The organism is Xanthomonas sp. NCPPB 2632, from assembly GCF_041228075.2.
Taxonomy (GTDB): Bacteria; Pseudomonadota; Gammaproteobacteria; order Xanthomonadales; family Rhodanobacteraceae; genus Luteibacter.
This window is the reverse complement of the sequence record NZ_CM192979.1, coordinates 1084430-1108619: the sequence shown is the minus strand read 5'-3', so window position 1 is coordinate 1108619 and position 24190 is coordinate 1084430. Positions and strand designations below refer to the sequence as shown.

Annotated in this window: 26 protein-coding genes and 1 tRNA gene; 16 read left to right on the top strand and 11 right to left on the bottom strand. The window is 64.5% G+C overall.

The genetic code is table 11. The annotated features are described in order from the left end of the window. The first annotated feature begins 450 nt into the window (after positions 1 to 450). The 5 genes from AB8808_RS04940 (at position 451) to AB8808_RS04920 (ending at position 4639) form a co-directional block, all read left to right on the top strand. The gene (locus tag AB8808_RS04940) at positions 451 to 1761 is read left to right on the top strand and encodes a methyl-accepting chemotaxis protein (RefSeq protein ID WP_036137050.1); all 1311 of its coding nucleotides are present in this window, start codon (positions 451 to 453) and stop codon (positions 1759 to 1761) included. After that, the gene (flgA, locus tag AB8808_RS04935) at positions 1758 to 2459 is read left to right on the top strand and encodes a flagellar basal body P-ring formation chaperone FlgA (protein WP_369927242.1); all 702 of its coding nucleotides are present in this window, start codon (positions 1758 to 1760) and stop codon (positions 2457 to 2459) included. The genes AB8808_RS04940 and flgA overlap by 4 nt, the downstream gene beginning before the upstream one ends. A gap of 101 nt (positions 2460 to 2560) precedes the next feature. After that, the gene (flgM, locus tag AB8808_RS04930; RefSeq protein WP_369927240.1) at positions 2561 to 2872 is read left to right on the top strand and encodes a flagellar biosynthesis anti-sigma factor FlgM; all 312 of its coding nucleotides are present in this window, start codon (positions 2561 to 2563) and stop codon (positions 2870 to 2872) included. Then, complete coding sequence (locus AB8808_RS04925; RefSeq protein ID WP_036137057.1) at positions 2869 to 3312, top strand: flagella synthesis protein FlgN; 444 nt, start codon at positions 2869 to 2871, stop codon at positions 3310 to 3312. The genes flgM and AB8808_RS04925 overlap by 4 nt, the downstream gene beginning before the upstream one ends. Before the next feature lie 52 nt (positions 3313 to 3364). Then, the gene (locus tag AB8808_RS04920; RefSeq protein ID WP_369927237.1) at positions 3365 to 4639 is read left to right on the top strand and encodes an EAL and HDOD domain-containing protein; all 1275 of its coding nucleotides are present in this window, start codon (positions 3365 to 3367) and stop codon (positions 4637 to 4639) included. Positions 4640 to 4647: 8 nt separating this feature from the next. On the opposite strand, the gene AB8808_RS04915 is transcribed toward AB8808_RS04920, so the two are convergent. From AB8808_RS04915 to AB8808_RS04895, 5 genes are all read right to left on the bottom strand, one after another. Beyond that, positions 4648 to 5058, bottom strand: a complete 411-nt coding sequence (locus tag AB8808_RS04915) for an MAPEG family protein (RefSeq protein ID WP_285407008.1) — start codon at positions 5056 to 5058, stop codon at positions 4648 to 4650. A 16-nt stretch (positions 5059 to 5074) separates the two neighbouring features. Continuing rightward, complete coding sequence (locus AB8808_RS04910) at positions 5075 to 6118, bottom strand: TMEM43 family protein (RefSeq protein WP_369927235.1); 1044 nt, start codon at positions 6116 to 6118, stop codon at positions 5075 to 5077. Then, entirely contained in the window at positions 6115 to 7011 is an 897-nt protein-coding gene (locus AB8808_RS04905) for an MBL fold metallo-hydrolase (protein ID WP_369927234.1), read from the bottom strand. Before AB8808_RS04905 ends, AB8808_RS04910 begins: the two co-directional genes overlap by 4 nt. Before the next feature lie 8 nt (positions 7012 to 7019). After that, entirely contained in the window at positions 7020 to 8720 is a 1701-nt protein-coding gene (ggt, locus tag AB8808_RS04900) for a gamma-glutamyltransferase (RefSeq protein ID WP_369927232.1), read from the bottom strand. A 65-nt stretch (positions 8721 to 8785) separates the two neighbouring features. Next, positions 8786 to 9043: a YfhL family 4Fe-4S dicluster ferredoxin gene (locus AB8808_RS04895; protein ID WP_369927230.1), complete on the bottom strand. Its 258-nt coding sequence runs from the start codon at positions 9041 to 9043 to the stop codon at positions 8786 to 8788. 148 nt (positions 9044 to 9191) lie between these two features. Here AB8808_RS04895 and AB8808_RS04890 point away from each other — a divergent pair, with 148 nt between their 5' ends. Further along, positions 9192 to 9791: a P-loop nucleotide/nucleoside kinase family protein gene (locus AB8808_RS04890; protein ID WP_369927229.1), complete on the top strand. Its 600-nt coding sequence runs from the start codon at positions 9192 to 9194 to the stop codon at positions 9789 to 9791. A gap of 88 nt (positions 9792 to 9879) precedes the next feature. Here the strand turns inward: AB8808_RS04890 and AB8808_RS04885 are convergent, their stop codons facing one another. From AB8808_RS04885 to rsmD, 3 genes are read right to left on the bottom strand one after another with little or no spacing between them, the layout of a single operon-like run. Beyond that, complete coding sequence (locus tag AB8808_RS04885) at positions 9880 to 10383, bottom strand: hypothetical protein (protein WP_036137079.1); 504 nt, start codon at positions 10381 to 10383, stop codon at positions 9880 to 9882. A 17-nt stretch (positions 10384 to 10400) separates the two neighbouring features. Next, positions 10401 to 10904 carry a pantetheine-phosphate adenylyltransferase gene (gene coaD / locus AB8808_RS04880; protein ID WP_036137081.1) on the bottom strand — a complete coding sequence of 168 codons (504 nt, stop codon included), beginning with the start codon at positions 10902 to 10904 and terminating at the stop codon, positions 10401 to 10403. Positions 10905 to 10931: 27 nt separating this feature from the next. Beyond that, a complete protein-coding gene (gene rsmD, locus AB8808_RS04875) occupies positions 10932 to 11501 on the bottom strand; it encodes a 16S rRNA (guanine(966)-N(2))-methyltransferase RsmD (protein ID WP_369927226.1) in 570 nt (189 codons plus the stop codon). 64 nt (positions 11502 to 11565) lie between these two features. Between rsmD and ftsY the strand changes: the two genes are divergently transcribed. The 8 genes from ftsY (at position 11566) to AB8808_RS04835 (ending at position 19677) form a co-directional block, all read left to right on the top strand. Continuing rightward, a complete protein-coding gene (gene ftsY / locus AB8808_RS04870) occupies positions 11566 to 12717 on the top strand; it encodes a signal recognition particle-docking protein FtsY (protein WP_369927224.1) in 1152 nt (383 codons plus the stop codon). Positions 12718 to 12745: 28 nt separating this feature from the next. After that, entirely contained in the window at positions 12746 to 13858 is a 1113-nt protein-coding gene (locus AB8808_RS04865) for an AsmA family protein (protein WP_369927222.1), read from the top strand. After that, a complete protein-coding gene (gene mutY / locus AB8808_RS04860) occupies positions 13855 to 14901 on the top strand; it encodes an A/G-specific adenine glycosylase (protein ID WP_369927220.1) in 1047 nt (348 codons plus the stop codon). The genes AB8808_RS04865 and mutY overlap by 4 nt, the downstream gene beginning before the upstream one ends. Then, positions 14898 to 15176, top strand: a complete 279-nt coding sequence (locus AB8808_RS04855) for an oxidative damage protection protein (protein ID WP_369927218.1) — start codon at positions 14898 to 14900, stop codon at positions 15174 to 15176. Before mutY ends, AB8808_RS04855 begins: the two co-directional genes overlap by 4 nt. Positions 15177 to 15242: 66 nt before the next feature. Then, a tRNA-Phe gene (locus tag AB8808_RS04850) sits at positions 15243 to 15318 on the top strand. Between the two features lie 342 nt (positions 15319 to 15660). Further along, the gene (locus AB8808_RS04845) at positions 15661 to 16326 is read left to right on the top strand and encodes an HIT family protein (RefSeq protein ID WP_369927216.1); all 666 of its coding nucleotides are present in this window, start codon (positions 15661 to 15663) and stop codon (positions 16324 to 16326) included. After that, positions 16323 to 17087 (top strand): hypothetical protein, encoded by a 765-nt coding sequence (locus AB8808_RS04840; RefSeq protein WP_369927214.1) that lies wholly within the window; start codon positions 16323 to 16325, stop codon positions 17085 to 17087. Before AB8808_RS04845 ends, AB8808_RS04840 begins: the two co-directional genes overlap by 4 nt. A 22-nt stretch (positions 17088 to 17109) precedes the next feature. Next, positions 17110 to 19677, top strand: a complete 2568-nt coding sequence (locus tag AB8808_RS04835; RefSeq protein WP_369927212.1) for a nucleoside triphosphate pyrophosphohydrolase — start codon at positions 17110 to 17112, stop codon at positions 19675 to 19677. Here AB8808_RS04835 and AB8808_RS04830 read toward each other — a convergent pair. The 3 genes from AB8808_RS04830 to AB8808_RS04820 all read right to left on the bottom strand — a co-directional run bounded on the left by AB8808_RS04830 (position 19619) and on the right by AB8808_RS04820 (position 22594). Continuing rightward, positions 19619 to 20554: a DNA adenine methylase gene (locus tag AB8808_RS04830; RefSeq protein WP_369927210.1), complete on the bottom strand. Its 936-nt coding sequence runs from the start codon at positions 20552 to 20554 to the stop codon at positions 19619 to 19621. The genes AB8808_RS04835 and AB8808_RS04830 overlap by 59 nt on opposite strands. Before the next feature lie 460 nt (positions 20555 to 21014). Continuing rightward, positions 21015 to 21407, bottom strand: coding sequence for a hypothetical protein (locus AB8808_RS04825; protein ID WP_369927208.1), 393 nt, complete (start codon positions 21405 to 21407; stop codon positions 21015 to 21017). A 74-nt stretch (positions 21408 to 21481) separates the two neighbouring features. Beyond that, positions 21482 to 22594, bottom strand: a complete 1113-nt coding sequence (locus tag AB8808_RS04820) for a C2 family cysteine protease (RefSeq protein WP_369927206.1) — start codon at positions 22592 to 22594, stop codon at positions 21482 to 21484. Between the two features lie 63 nt (positions 22595 to 22657). Between AB8808_RS04820 and AB8808_RS04815 the strand changes: the two genes are divergently transcribed. Then, a complete protein-coding gene (locus AB8808_RS04815) occupies positions 22658 to 23272 on the top strand; it encodes a hypothetical protein (RefSeq protein ID WP_369927204.1) in 615 nt (204 codons plus the stop codon). Beyond that, on the top strand, positions 23269 to 23919 hold the full coding sequence (locus AB8808_RS04810; RefSeq protein WP_369927202.1) for an HNH endonuclease: 651 nt from the start codon (positions 23269 to 23271) through the stop codon (positions 23917 to 23919). Before AB8808_RS04815 ends, AB8808_RS04810 begins: the two co-directional genes overlap by 4 nt. Positions 23920 to 24190 lie beyond the last annotated feature (271 nt).

Here is a 24190-nt window from a genome sequence, read left to right as displayed (position 1 = left end):
CCACCTAAGGCGGCTGATGCCATGCAAAGCAGGCAAGCGAGCGTTCCCAGCAACGAAGCGAAACCCAGCTCTTCGCTCTTCCCACACGCAACCTCAGTGTCAGGAAGAGCCGGCGGGTGCCACCCTCGTGGCCGGTAGCCGCAGGCGAGGGATTCGAACGGAAAAGGCCCGAAGGGGGCCGGCCAGGACGGCCGGCCGTTTTCGCGAGACAGGGATGTCGAGTCGAAAACCCCCGTTCGAAGCCCGACCCGGCCCGTAGGGCAATCAATACATGGCCGCGGAGCGGCTTTCATTGACGGGTCGCCGCAGGCGTGGCCGCGAGGGTGGCACCCGCCGGCTCTTGCCCCAAGCCGCTAAAGGACAAAGGTGGCACGCGGATTGCTTGGCTCAAGAACGACGGCTCCTGGACGATTACTAGGGGCGACCATCCGACCAAGCGAAAGCGAAATCATGACCCTCCTCTGGAGCCAGCACGTACGCCTCCTCGCCAACGCCGCCGCCACGGGCGACGCCGCACGAGTCAGCGCCCTCTCCGCCCAGTACCCGGCGGCCGCCAGCGCGCTCGGCGCCTTGCTCAGGCCTGCCGAGGTGCCGCGAACGCCGCCGGCCACCACCATCCAGGCGATCGAGCAGCAGGGCATGGTGCTGACCAACGCGCAGGCGCTGGGCGTCAGTTTGCAGGACCTGGTGGGCAACCTCGAGGGCGCACGCGACACCGCCGGTCGATTGACGGAGGCCAGCGCCAGGATTTCGACGGCGATCGACCACGCGCACGGCAGCGTCGCGGGCATGGCCGAGTCCGGCAACCAGGGCCAGGCCACCGCGGGCGACCTCGACGGCCAGCTGCGCCTGCTGCGCAGCGCACTGTCGGGCATGAGCCGCAACCACGCCCAGTTCTCCGAATACTTCACGGCGATCCGCAAGCTGACCGCCGCAGTGCAGGACATCGCCCACCAGACCAACCTCGTGGCCCTCAACGCCGCCATCGAAGCGGCGCGTGCCGGTGAAGCCGGTCGCGGTTTCGCCGTGGTGGCCGACGAGGTGAAGCAGCTGGCCGAGAAGACCACGCAGGCCACCGCCGAGATCGATCAGGTCACGCAGACCGTCGGCGAGTTCTCCGGCCAGCTGGACGACGCCGTGCAGAACAGCCTGCGCCGCCTGGACCAGACCCAATCCGGTATCGCGGGCATGCAGGCCTCGCTGGGGCGCGTGGACGCCGCCGTGCGCGGTGCGCAGGGCAGCCTCGATGCCGCTCGCGAGGGCATGGGCGCACTGAACACTCGCGTCGCCGCCATCCAGACGTCGCAGACGTCGCTGGGCCGCATCGGCAACGAGGCACGGCGCCAGGCCGATGCCGGTGCGCGTGCCGCCGTGCTGGCGCATCGCCTCAGCCTCGCCCGCCTCGAGACCGACGGCGCCCTCGACGCCGCCGGTCTCAGCCAGATGATCCGCGAAGCCTGCCAGGGCCTCCGCTATGCGGTGGAACTGGCCTCGCGCGATCCGGCCGGCCTCGATCGTCGCTGGCTGGACACCACACCGCTGATGCGCTGCATCGACCAGCTCCGTGTGCGCCGCCCGGATGTATCGATCGACGGGATCCGCGGCGCCGGCGAGCGCTTCACCTCGATGGCCTCGCAATTCGCCATTACGCTGGGCGAAGGACGCCATGCCGACGCCAGCCACATGGTCGCCGGCCTCAACAAGGAACTGGACACCGTGATCCAGGGCCTGTCCGCCGCCCTCGCGGAGCGCGCTGCGTGATCCGTCGCGCCCTGCCCTGCGGGATCGCCCTGGCGAGCCTGTGCGGCTGGCCGCTTGCCGCGGCGGCGGCGCAGCCGGTCGACGCGGTGAGCCAGGCCGCGGTGACCTGGCTGCAAACCCATCGCGCGCTGCCCGGCACCCGTATGGTGCTGGAGGCGGCGCCGCTGGACAGCCGGCTGCGCCTGGCCGACTGTCCGTCACCCCTGGATGCCTCCCTGCCCGGCAATCGCCCGTTGAACGCGCGCGTCAGCGTCACCGTACGCTGCCCGGTGCCGGGTGGCTGGACGGTGCGCGTGCCCGTGATGGTCAAGCTCTTCGCCCCTGTACTCGTCAGCAGCCACCCGCTGGCCCGCGGCGACGGCCTCGGCGCCACCGATGTCCATACGGAAGAACGCGACGTCGCCACGCTGGCCTACGGCTACATCGCCGACCTGGAGCAGGCCGGCGGACGGTCGCTGGCCCGCCCGATCAATGCCGGCACCGTGCTGACGCCGGGCATGCTGGCCGGCCGCCAGGCCGTACGCATCGGCGACGCCGTCAGCATGGAGGCCAGCGTCGAAGGTGTGGTCATCCGTGCGGAAGGCGTGGCCATGGGAGCCGGGGACACCGGCTCGCGGCTGAAGGTGCGCAACGCCTCGTCGGGCAAGGTGCTGGACGCCGTGGTGCGGGGCCCGGGCCTGGTCGCGGTGCTACCCTGAGCAAAAGCCCGACCGCGTCACATTTCCGACCCGCGCCAGTTAAAGTTCTCCGAGGGACCGCCGATAAGGATCTTGAGGGACATCAGATCCGAGGAAAAACCATGACAAACACCATCAAGCCAGGTATTCCGAACCAGCAACCGCCGGTGCAGCTCCGCACCCAGAACGCCGCCACGGGTTCGGCTGCCTCGACGCAGAGCGCCAGCCCGGCCCGTCCGAGCGGTGACAGCGTCAGGATCACGGACTCGGCCAAGGCGCTGGATGCCGCCAGTCGCGGCGACGGCATCGACGCCAAGCGCGTCGACGAGATCCGCTCGCGCCTCGCCGAGGGCAGCTACAAGCCCGACGCACAGGCCATCGCCAGCAAGTTTCTTGCGATGGAAGGCCAGATCGGAGGCGCCGGCAGCGCATGAGCCCGACGTCCGCCTCCGACTTCGACGTGGCGCTAGGCGCCGTCATGGGCGACCTCGCCCGTGACGTCGATGCGCTGCACGCCAGCCTGATCGACGAGCGCATGGCGCTCGATCAGGCGAACATGCCCGCGCTGGAAGTCGCCGGACGGACCAAGAGCCGCCTGCTGGACCACATCGAAAAACTCGACGTCGAGCGCCGTCAGATCAGCGACGCCGCCGGCGTCGACAGCCTGCACGACGCCCGCTGGTCGCCGACCATCGAGCGCCTGCTCGAGTGCCGTCGGCTCAACGACGTCAACGGCCGCATCGTGGCGCAGCGCATGGCCCACGTGCGGCAAGCCCTGGCCTTGCTGGCGGGCGATGCGCCCGGCGGCTCCACCTACGGCCCCACCGGCGCGACGAAAGTAAGGCTCCGTTCCGGAATGCTGGCGCAGGCCTGACACCACGGCACACGCGATACCGCAGGTTCACCACACGGCGTAAGAGACAGTCATGGCAGCATCCCCCCAGCCGATAGCGGTGAACGACGATGGCATCCTGCCTATCGTCCGCGTCCCCATTCTGGACAAGAAGCAGTCGCTGTTCGCGTACGAACTGATCTTCCCGCGGCCGGCCGGCACCGACATCGAGACGGCCGCCATCGCGCATACGCAGGCCACGCTCAGTGCCATCGCCGACGGCAGCCTCAAGCGCCTGGTGCGCGACAACCGCGCCTTCCTGCACATGTCGCGCTCGCTGCTGCTCGAGCACGCCGACATCCTGCGTCACAACGCGCGCCTGGGTGCCAGTATCGGCGCCGACGTGGGCAGCGACGAAGCCCTTCTGACCAAGCTGCGTGAGCTGAAAAGCCACGGCTGCCTGTTCATGCTCGAAGATTTCAACCTCCCCGCCGATCCGGAACACCGTGCCGGCGTGGATGCCCTGCTGCGTATCGTCCAGTTCGCCAAGATCGCGGTGGACCACCGGCATCCCGTGGCGGCACGGGCGCACATGGATTACGTCCACGCGTTCGGCGTCAAGGTCATCCTCACCGGCATCGACACCCACGAGAACTTCGTCGACTACGCCGAACAGGACGTCGATGGTTTCCAGGGCAAGTACCTGCTTCGCCCCGAGCGGGTGGACATGCCGCGGCTGACGCCCAGCAAGCTGGGCGTGCTGCGCCTGATGGGCGCCCTGCAAGACCCGGACAACGGCCCCGTCGAACTGGGCAAGATCGTCCGCGACGATGCCATCCTCAGCTACAAGCTGCTGGGCTGCGTCAACTCCGCCTACTTCGCCCTGCCCCGCCAGCTGAAATCGGTGGAACAGGCCGCCGTGTTCTTTGGCGTCAACCGCATGCGCAACTGGATCTTCACCATGGCCGTCTCGGGCATGGACGAGCGTCCGCCCGAGCTGCTGCGGCTGGCCCTGGTGCGCGCGCACATGTGCGAGAAACTGGCCCGCAGCATCAAGCCCGAGCTGCAGGAGATGGCCTTCACCGCCGGTCTGTTCTCGTTGCTGGATACGCTGATGAACGCGTCGATGGCCTATGTGCTGGAGCACCTGCCCCTGGCCATCGAGATCCGCGAGGCGCTGCTTGACGGCACCGGGCCTTTCGCCACCATCCTCGACCAGGTCCGCCACTGGGAACAGGGTGAGGTGGAGAGCGAAGACGCGCTACGCGAGCAGCACGTGGCCGCCATGGCCACCATGTATGTCGAGGCGACCAGTTGGGCGGATCACGTCTACGCGTTCGCGGACGGCTCCGCCACCGCCGAGGCCTGATCGCCGGCTCAGAGTGTCGCCGGCGCGATCAGGTGGATCACCACGTACTGCCAGATCAGCATCGCCGCCATGGCGAGGATCACCAGCAGGGTCAGCCCCGCGCCGATGGCACGCCCCGCCGAGACGCCCGGGGTCTGCGAGAGCCCGATCGCATGCAGCACGCGGGCAACCACCAGCACGATGCCGAACACGTGCAACAGCATCGGCAGGGTCTGGTTGAGCTCCAGCACCAGCAGCAGGATCAGCGCCAGCGGCACGTACTCGGCGGCGTTGCCATGGGCACGCGCCGCACACGCCACGGCGCGGTTGCCACCATCGCCCAGCCCGATGCTGGTGCGCCGGCGCAGCCGTATCACCCGAATGGCGAGTCCCATCATCAGCAGCGCAACCAGCGCCGCATACAATCCCGTGATACGCATGCCTTGTCTTCCCAGGTCAGTTCGATGCCGGTGAGGTTCGTTGCTGCACACGCCAGATGGCCAGCCCCGCCCCCAGTACGGCGACGAGCAACCATACGCTGGCAGCCATCGCGTCGCCAGCCATCCACATCACAGCGGCCACGGACGCGACGATAACGGCCCCGGTACCGGCGGCGAAAAGCACGTCGCGGCGCAGGCGACTGGTGCAGGCAAGCAGCAGCGCGCCCAGCGAGGCGGCGAGGAAAGCGGCCAGGCGCACCCAGGTCACGCCGCCCGGCGCCTGCGGGAGCACGGGCATGACGTCGAGCAGGCTGCGGACGCCCACCTGCACGTCGAACCCGGCATCCCCTTCCCTCACCGGCGTACCGGGCACCAGGGTGTCGCCATCGATGCGGGCCAGCACGGTCATCGACTGCACGGGCACGGCTTCCCAAGAGATGCGCAGGTCGCCCAGGCGCGGGTTGTCCGGCCTGGCGCTGGTGACCAGCGCATCGCCGGCGCGCTGGAAGGTGGCGGCGAAATTGGCCGGCAGCTTCTTCTCGTCCGGCGCGACATCGACGCGACCGGGGAACGCCCGCAGGATGGGCGTGGACAGCCGGAAATGACCGAGCCTGACCTCGCCCGCCTCGAACTGACGCCCCTGGATCGGGAAGGCGCCCGGGTTGACGTGCCCCGCCGGCTTGGCGAACGCCGAGGCATCGATCGGGCGATCGACCCAGTCCACCTCGTAGTGCGTGACCCCACCGACGGTGATCTCACGCCACTGGTACATCTCCACATGGCGCACGAGCACGGTGGACTCGACACGTACGTTGAAGTCCGCATCGCGCGGCGCATCGATGATCTTAGGGACACCGGTGACCCGGGTCAGCGATCCGTATTGCCCCGCGGAGGGTCGCCCGTTCGCGCCCAGGTCGAGTACTGCCGCGCCGCCGTGGCGGGCGACGGCGGTGCCGTAATCCATGACACGCCGTTCGTTCCAGGCGATCAGGCCCAGCCCTACCAGGAGCAACGCCGCACCGGCCAGCCGTGACGCCCAGGCCAGGCCGGTGTGTTTCATCGTGTGTCTGGACCGCATCCCGATTCCCGTATCGCACCCGGCTGGCTATCGACGCCGGCAAGTCTCTCCAGCATATCGGCCGCGAGGTAGCGACCTTTATCGTCTTTTACAGGCGTGGCTGCGGCGCAGTGTTCGTCGTGAGTGAAAAACAGTTTCACCCCGCGCGCGATCTTGTCGTCGAGGAAGGCCTTCTTCTCATCGATCAGCTTCTCGGGCCAGCGGTCGTAGCCCATGGTCACCGGCACATGCACCCACGCCGTGCCCGGGATCAGGTCGGCGCAGAAGGCCACGCCGCCCACTTCAGCCAGCATCAGTCCCGGTGTGTGTCCTTCGGAAAACTCGAAGCGCACGGCCTCGCCCAACGAAGTCGCGACACCCGGCTCGACCAGCTCGAGCCGGCCGCTCTCGTCGAGCAACCGCACGATGTCCGGAATGAACGAGGCACGATCGCGCGGATGCGGATCGGTCGCGCGGGCCCAGTGCGCGGCACCGACAAGGAAGCGCGCGTTGGGAAACAGCAGCCGTGCCGGCTCGCCATCCGCCCAGGGCGCCAGCAGCCCGCCGGCATGATCGAAGTGCAGATGCGACAGCACCACCACGTCGATGTCCTCGTGGCGGAAGCCGGCCTCGGCTAACGACTCCAGCAGCACGTGCCGGTCTTCCATCACGCCGTAACGCTCGCGCATGGCGGGCTCGAAGAACGCACCGATGCCCGTCTCGAACAACACGTTGCGGCCATCCAGCCCGGCCGCGAGCAGGCAGCGGCAGGCCAGGCGAATGCGGTTGTGCTCGTCGGGCTCGGCCCAGCGCGACCACAGCGCGCGAGGGGCGTTGCCGAACATGGCACCGCCGTCCAGCTTCTGCGAATTACCCATCAGCGACCACAGCTTCATGTGTGCTCCTATTGCACCTTGCCCAGGCCGGACGGACGCCGCGGATCGCTGGCGGCCTCGAGCTTGCCGGTGCGGTGATCCCAGGTCACCACGTTCATGAATCCCCACGGCGAGCGGTTCTTCAGCACGTGGCCCATGTCGGTCAGTGTCTTCGTGGTGGCATCGTCGAACACGCCGGCTTCCACGTCCACGCGATCGGGCAGGTACTGGTGGTGATAGCGCTTCTGCGCGGCGATCTCGGACGCGCTCTTGCCGTCGACGAAGGCGAGGATGCCTTCCAGCACCTGGGTGATGATGGTGGAGCCGCCGGGCGAGCCGATGACCGCCGTGCGATCCGCGCCGAACACGAAGCTGGGCGACATCGACGAGAGCATGCGCTTGCCGGGGGCCGGTGCATTGGCCAGTGCGCCGCGCAGGCCGAACGCGTTCGGCTGCCCGGGCACCAGCGCGAAATCGTCCATCTCGTCGTTGAGCACCACACCGGTGCCGCCGACGACGAAGGCCGAGCCGAACTCGAGATTGACCGTGAGCGTGGAGGCCACCATGTTCCCGTCGGCATCGATCACCGAGAAATGCGTGGTGTGCATGCCCGGCTCCGGCGCCATGGAGGTGGGCAGCAAATCGGAGGGGGTGGCCTTGTCCGGGGAGATCGTGGCACGCAGACCATCGGCGTAGTACGGCGACAGCAGCATGTCGAGCGGCATCTTCACGAAGTCCGGATCGCCCAGGTACTCGTTGTGATCGCGGAACGCCCGGCGCATGGCTTCGATGGTGAGGTGCGTGGCATGCGCCAGGTCGAGCTTGGTCAAATCGAAGCCGGAAAGGATGTTCAGCACCTCGGCGATGGCCACGCCGCCGGAGGACGGCGGCGGCGCCGTGACGATGCGAAACCCCTTGTAGTTCACCGTGAGCGGCTGGCGCTCCTTGACCTTGTAGGCGTCCAGGTCGGCCGCTGTCCAGTTGCCGCCCGCGGCACGCGATGACGAGACCAGCAGCTTCGCGGTCTCGCCCTTGTAGAAGCCGTCATGCCCCTTGGCGGCAAGGCGCTCGAGCGTGTTGGCGAGGTCGGGCTGGCGCAATGTCCAACCCGGCGACGGCACCGCGCCACCCGGCAGGTAGATGGCGGCGGACGACGGGTAACGCGACAGCACCGCCTGGCGATCCTCGATGGCACCGAGGAAGCGCGCATCCGGCTGGAAGCCTTCCCGCGCGATGCGGATGGCCGGCGCCAGCGACGTGGACAACGGCAGCTTGCCGTAGTGTTCGGCCATCCAGACCAGGCCGGCCGGCTCACCGGGAATGCCTGACGACAGCGGGCCGTTGGTCGAAGTATCGCGGTTGGGCTTGCCGTCGGTGCCGACGTAGGCCTTCAGGTCCACGGCCTTGGGCGCGGCCTCGCGCGCATCGATGAACACGTCGCGGTTGTCCGACGCGCGATGCAGCAGCGCCATGAAGCCGCCGCCGATGCCGGAGCTCTGCTGCTCCACCACGGCCAGCGTGGCCGAGACCGCCACGGCGGCGTCGAAGGCGTTGCCGCCCTTGCCCAGCACTTCGAAGCCGGCGTTGGTGGCGAGGAAATTGGCGCTGGCGATAGCCGCGTGGCCGGGGCCGCGCGAGGCCTTGGCGGTGTCCTTGGCGGCGGACGTACCGGCACCGAGGACAAGGACGAGGCTCGCGACGAGCACGCGCCATGACGGAGCATGGACCATGGATGTTGTCTCCGGACAGGAAAATTCTCTGCCCACGAGGGTACCGCATGGCGCCCTGGCGGGTCTCAGGAAGCGGCCCTGGCCATCAGGTGTTCGTATTTAAGCCGCAGCTGGTCTTCGGTTTCCACACGATCCGGGTCGTGGGGAATGCACTCCACCGGGCACACTTCCACGCACTGCGGGTTATCGAAGTGGCCGATGCACTCGGTGCAGAGGTCCGGGTCGATCACGTAGTACTGCTCGCCCAGGGAGATGGCCTTGTTGGGGCACACGGGCTCGCAGACGTCGCAGTTGACGCAGGTGTCGAGGATGATCAGGGACATGACGGCATTTTACCCCCATATGCGTGGCCGCAGGTCAGCTTAGGCCAGACGAGGCGCGCCGTAGCGGGGGCGAGGCGCCGTGCGACCAGCATCGCGGAAGCGCCTTGCGACACGCCAGGGGGGAGGGAAACATGGCGTCAGCCGGCATATGATCGACGGCGTTAGCCTGCGCAAGGCGCAAAATCATGTCGACCAACGCAAGCGAGGGCGCGCCGTGCCGGTAGCCGGAAGAAAAATTGTCATCGTTTCCGGCGCCCCCGGTGCCGGCAAGACGACCCTGGCGGTTCCCCTTGCCGCAAGGCTTGGTTTTCCTCTGTTCTCCAAGGACTTCATCAAGGAGACGCTGACGGATGTGTTCGGCGATGCCGGGGGCGATCTGGAAGCATCAAGGAAGATGGGTGGCGCCGCCATGGAATTGATCTGGTCGTTGGCGCGACACGCCCCCCAAGCTGTGTTGGAGGCAAACTTTCGACCACGCAGCGAATATGAGCGATCCAAGCTTGCCGGCTTGGGTGGGCGCGTGATTGAGGTGCATTGCGACTGTGGTGCGGACGAGGCGGCGCGCCGCTTCCGCGACCGCGCCGAGGCAAACAGCCATCATGCCGCTCACCCCTTAAGGGAGATGCCACCGGAGATGCTGGTCGAATACGACAGGCCGCTCGGTTTGGGGCCCGTGATAACGGTAGATACGCGTTTTACCGTGGACGTCGAGCGGGTCACTCAGGACATTCTTCGCGCTTTCGCGTGATCGCCGTTTCCCGAGACCGGATCCCATAACGGAAGAAGGCGCCGCGAGTGCGGCGCCTTCTTCATCACGTACCGATAGACCGGGCCGTTTACATCTGCACGAAGCGGACGGTGGCGCCGGTCGGGGTCAGGGCGTCGGTCACGCGCTGCTGGTCGGCCTGGTCGCCGATGAACAGCACGATGACGTTCTTGAACGAGCCCGCATTGGCGCCCTTGAACGCCTCGACGATCAGGTCGGCGGTCTTGGTCGACTCCGGGCCGCCGAACACCAGCATGTTGCCCGGCGTGACGCCGCGGGCCACGGTGCCCTGCACGTTCTCGAGCTGGCGGGCGCGGCCGTCCTGGCCGTTCTGGTCGTCACCGGCCGGCACGAAGTACGGGAACGGACGGTCGGCGGTCATGCCTTCCATGTTCTTGCGCACGATCTGGCCGAAGTACTGGCTCCAGGCCTTGGTATCGGTCGGGTTGGACGGCTTGGCGACGGCGGCTTCCTGCTGCGTGGCTGCCTGGTCAGTGTCTTCCGACTTGTTGCAGGCGGAAAGGGCCAGGGCGGCGGTCAGGGCCACGGACGCGGCGAGGACGAACTTACGCATGATGATCACCTTTGGTTTCAAGAGTTGCGCCAGCGCTGGCGCATGGCCTGCTGCACCGCCGGATGCACGAAGCCGGAAATATCGCCACCCAGGCGACCGATTTCACGCACGAGCGAGGAGGAAATGAAGCTGTACTGCTCGGCCGGGGTCAGGAACAGCGTCTCGGCCTGGGGAATCAGGTGACGGTTCATGCTGGCCAGCTGGAATTCGTATTCGAAGTCGGACACGGCACGCAGGCCGCGCAGGATCACGCCCGCGCCGATCTCCGTGACGAAGTGGGCCAGCAGGCAGTCGAACCCGCGCACCTCCACGTTCGGCAGATCGGCCAGGGCCAGCCGCGCCAGGGCGATACGCTCGCCCAGGCTGAAGCCCGGTCCCTTGTTGCGGCTTTCCGCCACCGCGACCACGATGCGGTCGAACAGCGGGGCAGCACGCGACACCAGGTCGGCGTGACCGTTCGTGATGGGGTCGAACGTGCCGGGATAGACGGCAAGTCGCGGATTGGCCGGCGCAGGAGTCATGGACACTAAGGTCAGGGAAATCGCGGGCTAGCTTAACGGATCGGCCGGGGCGCGGCGATAGAGGGCATAGGCGACTTCACCGGCATGGCCCTGGCGGTGCGGACGCCATGTGTCGGGCAACGTGAAGGAGGCCCCACGCGGGGCCTCGACGTAGATCCACGCCGTGGGGGTCAGCCAGCCGCCGGCCTCGAGCAGGGCCGCCGTATCCGCCCAGGCGGCCAGCGCGAACGGGGGGTCCAGGAACACCACGTCGAACGGCGTGGCCGGGCCCGTCAGCCAGCGGGCGATGTCGTCGCCGACCACCGCCCCCGCCGTCTTCAGACGCGACAGGTTGTCCCGCAGCGCCGCGGCCAGGCGCGTATCGCGCTCGACGAAGGTCACCGCCGCCGCGCCGCGCGACAGGGCCTCGATGCCCAGCGCGCCCGTACCGGCGAAGGCATCCAGGCAGCGCGACCCGGCAAGCACCGGCTGCAGCCAGTTGAACAGGGTTTCGCGCACACGCTCGGCGGTAGGCCGCAGCCCGGGCAGTTCGGGGACGGCCAGGCGGGAGTTGCGCAGGGTTCCGCCGATGATGCGGATGCGGCCGGTGGCGGTCATCGCTCAGCGGCCAGTGTGGGCGGGAGTGCTAGCATTCGCCCATTGTCTTTGAATCCCTCGCGCAATGCTCAAGTTCTGGAAAAAGAAGCCCGCCGACACCGCCCCGACGGACGCCCCGGCCACGGACGACCGTGTCGATCGCACAGCCGATCCGGCCGCCACCGACCTGGGCAGCCTGGTCGCCGAGGCGCTGGCCGAAACGGTCGCGCCCGAGCCGGACGCCCCCGAGGTAGAAGCCGCGGCCGAGCCGGCCGTGGTGGTCGAAGCCGCGCGCGAGGCCGATCCCGTGCCGGAAGCCGCCGCCAGGCGTAGCTGGCGCGATCGCCTGTCCGGCAGCGGCTTCGCCAAGAGCCTGGGCGCGCTGTTCGTGCGCCACCCCAAGCTCGACGACGACCTGCTCGACGAGCTGGAAACCGCCCTGATCACCGCCGATGTGGGCGTCGACGCCAGCACCCAGCTCGTCGAAGGGCTGCGCAAGCGTATGCACAAGCGCGAGTTCGCCGACGCGGGCGTCATGCTCAAGGCCCTGCGCGACGAACTGGTCGCCCTGCTCAAGCCGGTGGAGCGACCGCTGGACGTCTCCACCCACACGCCTTTCGTGATCCTCACCGTCGGCATCAACGGCGTGGGCAAGACCACCACCATCGGGAAGCTGGCGCGTCGCTACGTGGACGAGGGCCGCGGCGTGATGCTGGCTGCCGGCGACACCTTCCGCGCCGCCGCCGTCGAGCAGCTGAAAACATGGGGCGACCGCAACAAGGTGCCCGTGGTTTCGCAGGGCCAGGATGCGGACTCCGCCAGCGTCATCTTCGATGCCCTGCAGGCGGCGCGCTCGCGTGGCACCCAGGTGCTGATCGCCGACACCGCCGGCCGCCTGCACACGCAGGGCGGCCTGATGGACGAGCTGGGCAAGATCGTCCGCGTGATGAAGAAGCTGGACGGCGCCGCGCCGCACGAGGTGCTGATGGTAATCGACGGCACCACCGGCCAGAACGCGATCAGCCAGCTGCGCCAGTTCCGCGACACGGCGGGCGTCACCGGCCTGGTGGTGACCAAGCTGGACGGCACCGCCAAGGGCGGCGTCATGTTCGCGCTGGCCCGCGAGTTCGGCCTGCCGATCCGCTACGTCGGCCTGGGCGAAACCGCCACGGACCTGCGCGTGTTCGATGCGGCCGCCTTCGTCGACGGGTTGCTCCCGACCAACCTCGGCGGCTGATGTCAGGCATGGCGCACAGGTCGACTTCGTGACCCGTCGACTGCGGATCGGACTGCTCGCCGTCGCCGGCCTGCTTGTCGTCCTCCTGCTCGCCGCGCTGATCGCCATGTACGTGGTGCTGCAGCCCGAACGCTTCACCGCCATGCTGCAGTCGCGGGCGGAGGCCGCCGGGCTCGACCTCGGGCTGGCCAATCCGGCCAGCCCCACGCTGTGGCCGAAACCTGCGCTGGAACTGGAAGGCCTTACCCTGCGCGCACGCGGCTCCGGCACGCCATTGATCGTGGCATCGCGCGGCAAGCTGGTGCTGCCCTGGCGCACGCTGCTAGGCGGCGAAACCACAGTGTCGCGGCTGGAGCTGGAAGGCGCGCGCATCGACATGGATGCGGTGTCCGCCTACCTCGACACACTGCCGCCGCAGCCCTCGACGTCCGGTGCCTTCCTGCCGGGCATCGACGCAGGATTCAGTATTTCGCGCGGCACGCTGACCCGCGGCAATCGCCTGCTGATGTCCGATGTGAACATAGACGCGGGGCGCCTCGCCAACAGCCGCGCGTTCGATCTCACGCTGTCCGCCCTGATCGACGACCAGCACTATGCGATGACACTGAGTATGCGACCGCTCCTGGCCCAGGGCGTGCTTACCCTGGGCGAGTTGCAGCTGGACCTGTCCAGCGACGATCGTTTCGCCGCTTCCTTGCAGGGCTCCGCCACCTGGCGCGGCGGCGCCGACGTCGGCGCGTCGCTCGCCGGCCGCGCGACACGGCACGATGCACCGCCGCTGGACATCGTGCTGGGCATGACGCCGGCGAACGAAAAGGACCCGCTCTCCGTGGCGCTGAAGGTCGACAGCCCCACGGAGCACGTCGATGTGCGCGTGCCGCCGCTGGCCGTGGCTCAATGGTGGACCGGTATCAACGCAGGCGGCACGCCAACGCTGCCGCCCCTGCTCGGCACGGTGGACGCGCAAACGGTGGATGCGGGCTCGGTGCACGTGAAGGGCCTGCGCATTCGTGCCACGGCGGACGACGCGGCGACCCTCCCGGCATCGGCTTCGACATCGGCGCCCGCCGGGACCGCCTCCGCGCCGACACCTGCGCCCGCGCGTACCGCCACCGCAGCGAAGGCCGGCACCCCGCGATGAATCCCTTCGCCCGCGAACTGCTGCGCTGGTACGACCATCACGGCCGCAAGGACCTGCCCTGGCAGCACCCGCGCGATGCCTACCGCGTGTGGCTGTCGGAGATCATGCTGCAGCAGACGCAGGTGGTCACCGTGATCGGTTACTTCCAGCGCTTCGTGCAGCGCTTGCCCACCCTCGCATCGCTGGCGGCGGCCGACGAAGACACCGTGCTCGCGCTGTGGTCCGGCCTGGGCTACTACCGTCGCGCGCGCTTCCTGCATCGTGCCGCGCAGCTGTGCGTGGAGCGGCACGGCGGCGAGCTGCCGCGCGACCTCGACGCACTGATGGCCCTGCCCGGCATCGGTCGATCGACGGCCGGCGCGATCCTGGCGCAGGCCTACGGACTGCGGCACCCGATCCTGGACGGCAACGTCAAGCGCGTGCTCACCCGCTACCACGGCATTGCCGGGCATCCCAGCGAAAGCGCCGTGGAAAAGCGCCTGTGGATACACGCGGACGAGCACACGCCCGCCGAGCGCACCGCCGACTACACGCAGGCGATCATGGACCTGGGCGCCACGCTGTGCATACGCAGCAAGCCGGCCTGCCTGCTGTGTCCACACGCCGCCACGTGCGTCGCCCATCGCGACGGCCTGACCGCCGTGCTGCCGACGGCCAAGCCCGGCAAGAAGATTCCCACCCGCGCCCTGGCGATGCTGCTGTTGCGCGATGCGCAAGGCCGCATCCTGCTGGAGAAGCGCGGCCCGCAAGGCGTGTGGTCGGGCCTGTGGAGCCTGCCCGAGGCGACCGACGCCGAGGCCGCACCCGGCGCCGCGCTCCGTCTCGCACGCGTGGGCCAGCCCGACGCCCTGCCCGCCTTCACCCACGTGTTCAGCCACTACCGGCTGGACGTATCGCCCATCCTGTTCGACCATGCGGCCCCGCTGGCTGCCGTGGCCGATCGCGACGACCGCCGCTGGTGCTCGCCCGGCGAGCTGGCCGCGCTGGGCCTGCCCGCCCCCGTTCGCACGCTGCTCGACAATCTTCCGGAGATATCCCCATGACCCGCATGGTCCACTGCGTCAAGCTCGGCCGCGATGCCGAAGGCCTCGACTTCGCCCCCTGGCCGGGCGACCTCGGCAGGCGCATCTACGAGAGCGTGTCCAAGGAAGCCTGGGCCCAGTGGCTGTCGCACCAGACCATGCTGATCAACGAGATGCGCCTGTCCCCGCTGGACCCGAAGACCCGCGGCTTCCTCAGCGGGGAGATGGAGAAGTATTTCTTCGGCGGCGACGTGATCCAGCCCGCCGGTTACGTGCCGCCCGAACAAGAGGCTTGACGCGGGGGCGCTCACCCGATTTAATACGCGGCTCCACACGCCGCGACGATCGTCGCAGGCACTCGTGGCTCGGTAGCTCAGTTGGTAGAGCAGGGGATTGAAAATCCCCGTGTCGGCGGTTCGATTCCGTCCCGAGCCACCATATTTTCAGTGACTTACGTTGAGCCTCTGCAAGCGCGCTCTGCTTCACTGTCACTCGGTGACCGCTCGGTGCCCGATGATTCTGCGCTGAACCTATCTGTCTTGACGCATACCTAAGAGTGTCCAGCCAGAATTGGTCATTTGGCGCATTCTTCTACCAGTGTCCAACCGACGGCCGCGATCCGGCGACCGCTTGCCCCATAGCGGCATGAATGCTCGCGCAGCCCTAAATAGACGACTTCACGCGGCTAGACTACGATAGCAGTCACTTAGGCAGAGAGCAGCGAGGCTCACCTCTCGACTGCAAGCGCTTACCGGTTACGTAAGCCTTTTGGAGCGTCAAATGGTCGCCATATCGCTGACTGAAAAATCATGCAGGATTTGCGCAGCTGCGTACGGCTCGACTGCGTCCGCAGAGTACGACCGGCCTTGGCTTCAGAGCCCAGATTACCTTGCGTTCGCATCGATCGGAGCCTTAGTTCCGGGATGGTCGCTGGTCTTTCCGAAGAACCATTACCTCAATCTCGCCCGCGATTTCACGACGGACGCGTTTTGGTCTTTCGCGAGGAGAGCGCATGAGGTTGTCGAGGCACAGTTCGGGCGTGCTGTCGTATTTGAGCACGGAGCCCAGCACGAAAATTCTGCGACGGGTTGCGGAACTGATCATGCACACATGCATATCGTACCGCTCACTTTCTCGTTGGTAGATGCAGCCAAAGACTTCGACCACTCGATTATTTGGCGCCGTTGCAAGGCGTCAGAAGTGAACGATACTGCTGAGGGAAACGAATACCTCTTTGTATCAGACACTTTCAATGGAGCCGAAACGGAAGGCCAAATTGCAGTCCTCCAAACCGGTCGATCGCAGTTTTTCCGAAGAGTGATCGCAAGCAAGCTCGGATGCCCAGTCGAGTTCGATTATAAATTTCATCGCTTTGAAAGCACCGCAGTCGCCACTGCCCGAACCTTACGAGCTACCGCACAGGGAACCCGGGCGGCGGCGGCGTGAGCGCCATCTCAGGCTCCACGACACAGTCAGAAACCGAAGAAGCGGAACGCCTAGCAGATGAGGCGGAGCAGGCAGAAAATGCCCGCTACTCCGCCGAAGCCGCGCAGGCTCGTACCAATTCGGTTGCTCCCGGACCTGAGGATGAAAAGCTAAACGACGATGAGCGAAAGCGCTTTGACTGGATATCCCGATATCCGGAAAAGGCACGAAAAAAAATTCGGCACGAGGCCTATTACGTACTAGGAATGCTCGTACTTTCGTTCGCGTGCTTGCTCGAAACTTGGAGAGGTGATGTTTTCTGGCTCCTTTCTTATGGTTGCAACGAGTGTCACTCAGCCATTTTCAACCGATACGCCTACGTATTCTTCGCAGGGATGATGGGCGGAACGCTCTTCGGCCTTAAGTATCTTTACAAAGTCGTGGCACGCGGTTGGTGGAACTCAGACCGTGGCCTTTGGCGCTATTCCTCGCCCTGGCTTGCAGCTGGACTGGCTTTTGCCACTGGAGCGCTGGCTCATGCTGGACTCTTCGGGTTCGATGTGAATCACAGTCGCGGAGGCGCATCCTTCGTGTCACTGGGATTCATTGCAGGGTACTTCGCGGACAGCGCATCTCGCAAAATGCAGGAGATTGCCGACATCCTTTTCGGTCGCCCCCAGGTTCCTAAGGCTGACGATACAAAGGGCGACAAGTACAAGGGCGAGCAGAAAGGGCAAGCCGCTGCCTCTCCGCCAGCACCTGCAACCGATCACGGCCACTGAGTGGCGTTAGGACATGGCTACAGTGGACAAGGACGACCAGCGCGCGGGAAACGATGCGATCCACCCGGTAAATCGCTCTGTCGTTGTCGTAGTCGGCACAAGCATGAACACATACTCGGCCGATGAGATAGATGCGCAAATCGTCGGCGTGAAGGCCTGCGGGCTATTGCGAGTCCCCGAGGCATGGGTACCCCCGTTCTTCGTCGTTCATGGCAGTGACTCTTTAAATCAGGAAGTTATAAGTCGTGCCGCCCAACAGGTAGGGATTGAAACGGGCGAAGTTTACGTCCGATCCAACGGAACCCTAGAGGGGCTGGATGAGCGAGGCTCGCTAGACAGCGGCATATGCGCGCTGGCCGACGTTGCGACGGTGATAGCCACCATGCAGGCCTCGGAAGTGTTCAAAGCCGAGGCCGCGCGCCAGAACATCCACTTCATCGTTCAAAGCCGCTTGCATGCACGAGATCAAGGGCACCTCTCCAACGAGCGCCGGATATCCAGACACCCCCGTGACTGGAGAGCAGAGGCTGATGACGGCACAGTCGAGCCCGTCGGTGTCAGGCTTTGGCGTGACAAATCCTCCCTAGAATCAGTACGGCTCGAATGCACTAATCGCGCCTCCGTGACCCGGGCTCTGCGCGCGGTTGCAGCGTGGGCGAAGCCGAACCGTGCGCATTTCGAGTGGATTTGGGACGGGGCTGCGATTTGGATCGTGCAGTTAGACTTCCTGCCACCGCCGTTACTAGGCGTAAAACCTGCGGACCTCGTAACACAGACCACCCGGCCGAAGTTTCTGGCAGAAGACCTCTCATGTTTCGTTCCCGCTGAGACAGAACATTTTGCAAGTCTTAGCAAGCTAAACAACGCAAAAATATATTCCGAACTCGGCTACAACATGCCGCAGTTCTATGTCCTAGATGATCCCGCGACAATCAGCGACATCCTCGCAGGTAAGGAACTTCCCAGCGCGCTTCTAGACGATCTGGCACGCCTGTGTTCGTACCCATTCGTCCTTCGTACGCAAGCGTCTGGCGTCGCCAAAGAGCACCGGCAAATGCTACCTAGAAGCGATGAACTGCGCTCGCCCGAGGCAGCAGCGGACTGGCTCTCAGGACCCTTCCGCATCGCCATGGGAAAAATCCAGGATGCACAGAACGTCGCGCTCATAGGCCACCATTTTATCCCCGCGACCGCGTCTGCCTGGGCTCAAGCTCGCCCGGATGAACGGCGAGTGAGAATTGAATCGCTTTGGGGCATCCCCGAAGGGGCGTATTATTTCGCCCACGACGTCTACGATGTAGACACCGGTGTCGCAGACATCGCTGACGGACGAGTGCAGGACTGCAAAGAAATCTCCGCGCGAGAGCGGTACAAAGGTAAGTTCATCGCCCCCAACGATGCGGGTGAATGGGTAGTCCAGCAGACTGACGAATCGTCTGACTGGTCTCGAAGCGTTAAGAAAAAGGCATGGCTGCAGGAGATCGCCTGGACGACACGACGAATCGCTGCGAAGGTCGGCCACCCTGTCGTAGTCATGTGGTTTGTTGATGTTCCAGCCGGACAGTCCCTGCACCAGGTTCTTCCTTGGTATCACGAAGAGTGGAAGGCCGTAGCTGGCGGCTACAAGAAAGCCAGGCCTACAAAGAAGAATCGCAACTCTGAATACCGAGAAATATCGCGCCGCCAAGACTGGGAGCGTCTCCTATCGGACGTTTCTGGGGGCGCGCAGATTGAGCGCGTGTTTGTAAATCCCGCTGACAGTGAAATTGTGCGCGACCGAGCATTCGTTGAGCAGTTAGCCGCTCACGCAAACGAGCATGGGTATATCGTCGAACTGAGTGGTGGGCTCCTCTCACATGCCTTTTATATGCTTAATCGAGCCGGATGCAACGTCGAATGCATCGACCTCTTCGGTGTCCAAGAAGAGCAGCTCGAATTTAACAAGCTTGTTCGCGACCTGATTCCGGCAGGTATCGCTGAACGCGGCGAACAGGTCGAGATCGTCAAGCTCTCGGGTGATGCACTGGTAGAAGCCCTGAGGCGAAAAATTGTCGAAGAGGTATATGAGGTCGCAGACGCCAGAGGCGTGAACGCAATCCTCGAAGAGATCGCGGACGTTGAAGAAACGATCGACGCGATGTTGGCTGCCCTTGGCGTGAAGCGCGCCGAAGTTCAGGAGATACAAAAGAAGAAGCGCGAACGACGTGGCGGATTTGCGGATGGCACGATGTTGCTTCGTACATCCCTTGCCGCGCCGATTGCGGAGGCTTCGATCGACGAAGAGCAGCAACCGATTCGCGTCATCACAAAAGCCGATGAACTTCCGTCCTGGGAACGGGACTTTCACGTTGATCAACGGCGCGATGTGAGCGGCCTCCCTGAAAGACAACTGACGCTCACACTTCCAAGTCAAGCGACGACGTACGACTCAGGCTTTCATAACTTCGACCTAGCCACGACGAGCGGAGAACCCCATCGAATGATTTTCTCAGCCACCGTCGAGCGCAAAGGCGTTACCTTGAAGGTCAAAGTCAGGCTTTCGAACGCGGCCGTACAGCTGACTCTTCCGTTCGACGATATAGATCCCTAGCGACGTCCATGGCAGGCGATGCCGGCGTGCCACGTCGCATAAAGGGCGGCGAGGGAAGCTGGAGATTTCCGTAGACCATGATCTCTGTTGCAGTCTCCCGAGATGCGTGCGTCGAATAATACGGTGAATACGTTAGCGAACTCGATCCGGCATATATTTGCCTGATGGGCTCGCAGTCATCGTAGGTGAGTATCCACGGGGTACGGATTACCTTAACGGCATTCCCAATGTCCTCATGGTCCTTCGGCACGTAGAAATTTCTATATAGCTGAGCCCCTTTGACGTAGTACGGGGGGTCCAAGTAGATCAAGCTATGCTTAGAAAGCCGCCTTTCCAGATTTTTTAGTAACTGCATCGCGTCAACGCCATGCAGTTCGATTTGGTCCCTACGTTCCGCGATTCTTCGCAGCCTCTCGACTAGATCAACGCGATTGTAACGAGCGTCGATTTTATAGCGCCCGTTTTGGGCTTTCCCGCCGATGACCCCTCCGGACAGAATTCCAGATCGACTAGTCCTGTTGACGTAAAAAGCCGCAAACCCCAACTCTTGGGGCGAGTGCGCCCGAGGGCTGGACAGGATCGCGCGCTGTCTCTCTCGCTCAGCCACTGTGACTTCCGTGGCCATGATTCGATCGTGTAGCCAGCTCGAAGCCTCTAGTGCACACCACCAAAACGCATAGATTGCTGGATCAGCATCATTGATGATGATTCGCGAGACGGCACCATTCATCAGTAAGTGCATCGCTACGCCGCATCCGCCGGCGTAAGGCTCCACGTATGTCCCGCCGTCGAGGGAATTCCGCTCCAGAACCTGAGTGACCCACGTTGCCAGTTGAGCTTTGCCGCCGGGATATCGGAGAGGGGTGTAGAAGGACATTCGCGCCTACCTGCCTATGTACGCCCATTATGCGGCAAACACCCGCTGTGCCTCGGGGCAAGGTGCCCGGCCATCAAAACGTATACCTTCAGACAATTCCCCAACCGCCGATCCAATATTAGATCAAAACGGTAATACCATAATATCTAACGATATCTGATGGTTGGTGAGTTGCAGGTAACGCACGGGTGAGCCGTGCTAGGCAGTCGCTGGACGTAATGCATGACAAGCTAAAGCCATTCGCTGCTCCACGATGTTCTCCGAGAGGCAATCCGGGGGGAGGCAGGCCGACTGGCGCCGCCATCCTGGCCCTGGCCGCAGAATCTTGGTAACTCCGGCGCTTAGCCTGCTGGTTAAGCACAAACATGGCGGTGCCTCATTCCAGAGAAGTGAATAGTCTCCTCAGCACAATCGACGCCATCTCATCCTCGGAACGAACTACTTAGACCCATGAATTAACTTATTTATTCAAGGCGAAATATCCAACCAGCGCACTACCATCGGGTAAATCGCGCGACTGCGCAATGGCGATCACCTGCCCGTCCGGCAACGCCCACACCGACATGGCGGCTGGACCGGTTTGCCGGGTCAATCGAGAGATTTCTTTGGCATGGAGCCGGTCGACAATCTGGTTACCCAACTCGGCACGAATCACCACCCACTGTGGACCAATCTCGGGACTCACACCCGTAAACACGAACATGCGCTGATCCACAATGTGGTAACCGCCCAGCTCCTCCACCTGCGCGGCGACCCGGCGCACCAAATCCGCCTGTTGCTCAGGAAAGCGATCCGCCCCGATCGGTTGGCGCGGGTTGAACAGTTCGCTGATGGGCAGTTGATCCAGGGACATCTGGGCATCCTTTGCGGAAAGCGGAGCGCCCACACAAAGCAGGGCGAGAACAGCGAATCGGAAGATAGGGGCCATCAGCGCACCATGACCGGGCCGGTCTGAACCGGCGCCTGTTGCTGGGCGGCTTGCGCCAGTTGAGCCGCTTGAGCCTGCTGCGACTCCATGGCCTGAAACTGGGCCTGCCCCTGTGCGTGAAAGGCCTGGCCTTCGGGCGCCTGCGCCAATCCGGTCAGCGACTGGCCCATGGCAGCCGGGTCGTTCAAGCTGGCCAGCAGACGATCCATGGCCGGGTCGCCGGTACTGGCCTGCGGCGGACTCTGCTTCGGGTCGCCATTCGCAGGCTGTTCTTGGGCATGATCGTGTGTGCGTTGCCGGGCCTTGGGACCGATGTCGAGTTCGTCCAAGTGGCCGTTGTCCAGCACGGTTTTCAGATCCACTTGAACGGTGGGTGAGAGCGAATCAATGCCCTGTCCGGGCGCGTGATTGTGGCCCCACGGGTTGCGCAGCGACATGGTTACGTTGCCCTGAGCATCCTTGCTGACCCCTTCGACAATGTAGGCGTGCCCCACTCCATTATCGCCTTGGATCAACCCGTCGGTGGGCACTGTTCTGACGTAGTTGGTGGTCAATAGGACCGGACGCCCTTCTTTCAGTGCGCCGTCCAACTGGTCGAAGACTTTCTCGGGCGTTGCCTGCTTGGCGTCGTGGGCGGAGACGCGCATCGGCGACTCACCGGTCAACGCGTAAATGGCATTCTTCGGCCAGCCGCCATCACCGATCTTGTTCAAGCGGTCATCCATCGTCTCGTTCGGCTGCTGACCCATCTTTGCATAGGCAGCTTCCATGACGGCCGGCCAGATCGCGGGCGCGGGCCCGCGGGCAAGGTTATTGCTGCGGACCATATCTGTCTGAAGGTCTGCCTGAGTCACCTCGATCTGGACTGGCTTGGGTTCGTCCTTCAGCCCGAGAAAGCCACCGTGGCCGTGCTCGTAGAGGGTGACCGTAAAACTGGAGGTCGTCGGGTCGTAATGAATGGCGTCCTGGATGTGCCCCGGTTGCTGGGTTGCCAACGCACCCAACGGGGCGACGAAATAACAGTCGCCCAACAGGTTCTGTCGGATGTCGGACGCTTGCGGTTGACCGGACGGACCGTAGAGCCGCTCGTCCGTCAGATTGGGGTCACCCATGGCGCACTCCCTCGCTTAGACTCAGGCCCGGACGTTACCCCACCCCGAAATGGAGAGGCAACCATGGACGCCCATGCCCAACTGGCACCACTGGTCGAGACCGCCAAGCGGCTGGCCCTGCTGGCCGAAACCCTGGAGCGCCGGAGCGGCGCGGCCGCCGCGCAACAGGAGCAAGCAGGGCAAGCCCTGACCCGCACCGTGAGTGCCCTGCGCGGAGACGTCGATCGACTGATTCAAAACGCGGGCCAGCAAGTGGCACATGCCGCCCGGCAAGGCGTAGACGCGTCGCTGAGCGAAAGCGCGGCCCGACTGGACCAGGCCACAACCGCTGCGGCGGCCAGGGTGAACTCGGCCATAGGCACCTTGGATGAGGGCGTAGCCAGAGCCAAAGCCACGCTTTCCCGGCAAATCACGCTCGGCTACCTCGCCATCATGGGGGCGATGCTATTGGCCATCGTTGGGGGTGGTGTCGCGCTGTGGATGGAGAAGCAGGCCTATGACGATGCCCGCGCACGCACCACTGCCGCGAATGTCAGCGCGGAAACTGCTGCCGCTTTTGCGCAGGTCAACATGACATCCTGCGGCGGGCACCCGTGCGTCAAGCTGGATACAAAGTCGCCGCGCTGGGGCGACAGAGGCCAGTATGTGCTGATCGACGTCAAAGGTCGCTCTCAATGAACAACGGAGTTAGCGAGCGAACCTCGTTCCGCGAGCACATCCCAGAGATAGCCCATGCCGCTGGTCTACTTGATCGGGCAGCGAGTGCGCATCTTGTCGGCGACGAGGACGTGGCGCGGGACCTCATTCATGAGGCGAACCTTCCCGTCCTGCGCACATGGCTCGAAAGCATTTGGGGCAAGGGAAGTCCGCATATCCATGCGCGCCCTGACACCACGGCTCCAACAGTTGTCGCAAGCCCAATTAAACAGCGGATGCCGAGCACCGCACAAATGCGTGCGCTGGTCGAACGCGATGGCCATCACTGTCGGTTGTGCGGCATGCCCGTTATTCGTGCGGAAGTACGCAACCACCTCCGACGCATCTACGGAGAGGCATTGCCTTGGGGTAACACCAACGCGACACAGCACGCCGCTTTTCAGTTGTTCTGGCTTCAATACGACCATTTACTTCCGCACGCCAGGGGAGGCACGAACGAGGCGGAAAACGTGTTTATCGCATGCGCCGCGTGCAACTACGGCCGTATGAACTGGACACTGGCCGAAGTTGGCTTTGCTCCTATGGAGAGTATCGCCCCCACCCGATCTGCCTGGGATGGATTGGAACGGGTACTGCCTGTTGCTCAACGATTTATTCGCAAAGACTGACTAGCGTCGCCTCCCGGCTAGTGTGGGCTGGGCACATCCGGTGAACGGGTGGCTCGCCCCCGGGTCACATCGCCGCTCCAGACCTGGACACGGAGTCATCACTCCGTTTCACCTGCGTTACGTTGCCAAAGCATATGATCAGGTCTCAATAGTGCAACGAGCTTCACACTTCAGTGACTGCCTGTGGCGTTGAATGAAAAATCGCCCTCTGGCCGAAAGGTTTCGGAACGGCTGATTGTTATAGACAGGGGGATTCAAAGATTGCATCACA

Bases quoted from the DNA above. Each gene is read 5' to 3' on its own strand.
- AB8808_RS04820 (WP_369927206.1), bottom strand. From the start codon at position 22,594: ATGGGTGACCCCAATCTGACGGACGAGCGGCTCTACGGTCCGTCCGGT.
- ftsY (WP_369927224.1), top strand. From the start codon at position 11,566: ATGCTCAAGTTCTGGAAAAAGAAGCCCGCCGACACCGCCCCGACGGAC.
- AB8808_RS04890 (WP_369927229.1), top strand. From the start codon at position 9,192: ATGATCGACGGCGTTAGCCTGCGCAAGGCGCAAAATCATGTCGACCAA.
- AB8808_RS04905 (WP_369927234.1), bottom strand. From the start codon at position 7,011: ATGAAGCTGTGGTCGCTGATGGGTAATTCGCAGAAGCTGGACGGCGGT.
- AB8808_RS04885 (WP_036137079.1), bottom strand. From the start codon at position 10,383: ATGCGTAAGTTCGTCCTCGCCGCGTCCGTGGCCCTGACCGCCGCCCTG.
- AB8808_RS04815 (WP_369927204.1), top strand. From the start codon at position 22,658: ATGGACGCCCATGCCCAACTGGCACCACTGGTCGAGACCGCCAAGCGG.
- AB8808_RS04830 (WP_369927210.1), bottom strand. From the start codon at position 20,554: ATGTCCTTCTACACCCCTCTCCGATATCCCGGCGGCAAAGCTCAACTG.
- coaD (WP_036137081.1), bottom strand. From the start codon at position 10,904: ATGACTCCTGCGCCGGCCAATCCGCGACTTGCCGTCTATCCCGGCACG.
- AB8808_RS04845 (WP_369927216.1), top strand. From the start codon at position 15,661: ATGGTCGCCATATCGCTGACTGAAAAATCATGCAGGATTTGCGCAGCT.
- AB8808_RS04855 (WP_369927218.1), top strand. From the start codon at position 14,898: ATGACCCGCATGGTCCACTGCGTCAAGCTCGGCCGCGATGCCGAAGGC.
- AB8808_RS04925 (WP_036137057.1), top strand. From the start codon at position 2,869: ATGAGCCCGACGTCCGCCTCCGACTTCGACGTGGCGCTAGGCGCCGTC.
- AB8808_RS04940 (WP_036137050.1), top strand. From the start codon at position 451: ATGACCCTCCTCTGGAGCCAGCACGTACGCCTCCTCGCCAACGCCGCC.
- rsmD (WP_369927226.1), bottom strand. From the start codon at position 11,501: ATGACCGCCACCGGCCGCATCCGCATCATCGGCGGAACCCTGCGCAAC.
- AB8808_RS04920 (WP_369927237.1), top strand. From the start codon at position 3,365: ATGGCAGCATCCCCCCAGCCGATAGCGGTGAACGACGATGGCATCCTG.
- ggt (WP_369927232.1), bottom strand. From the start codon at position 8,720: ATGGTCCATGCTCCGTCATGGCGCGTGCTCGTCGCGAGCCTCGTCCTT.
- AB8808_RS04915 (WP_285407008.1), bottom strand. From the start codon at position 5,058: ATGCGTATCACGGGATTGTATGCGGCGCTGGTTGCGCTGCTGATGATG.
- AB8808_RS04910 (WP_369927235.1), bottom strand. From the start codon at position 6,118: ATGAAACACACCGGCCTGGCCTGGGCGTCACGGCTGGCCGGTGCGGCG.
- AB8808_RS04825 (WP_369927208.1), bottom strand. From the start codon at position 21,407: ATGTCCCTGGATCAACTGCCCATCAGCGAACTGTTCAACCCGCGCCAA.
- mutY (WP_369927220.1), top strand. From the start codon at position 13,855: ATGAATCCCTTCGCCCGCGAACTGCTGCGCTGGTACGACCATCACGGC.
- AB8808_RS04810 (WP_369927202.1), top strand. From the start codon at position 23,269: ATGAACAACGGAGTTAGCGAGCGAACCTCGTTCCGCGAGCACATCCCA.
- AB8808_RS04895 (WP_369927230.1), bottom strand. From the start codon at position 9,043: ATGTCCCTGATCATCCTCGACACCTGCGTCAACTGCGACGTCTGCGAG.
- flgM (WP_369927240.1), top strand. From the start codon at position 2,561: ATGACAAACACCATCAAGCCAGGTATTCCGAACCAGCAACCGCCGGTG.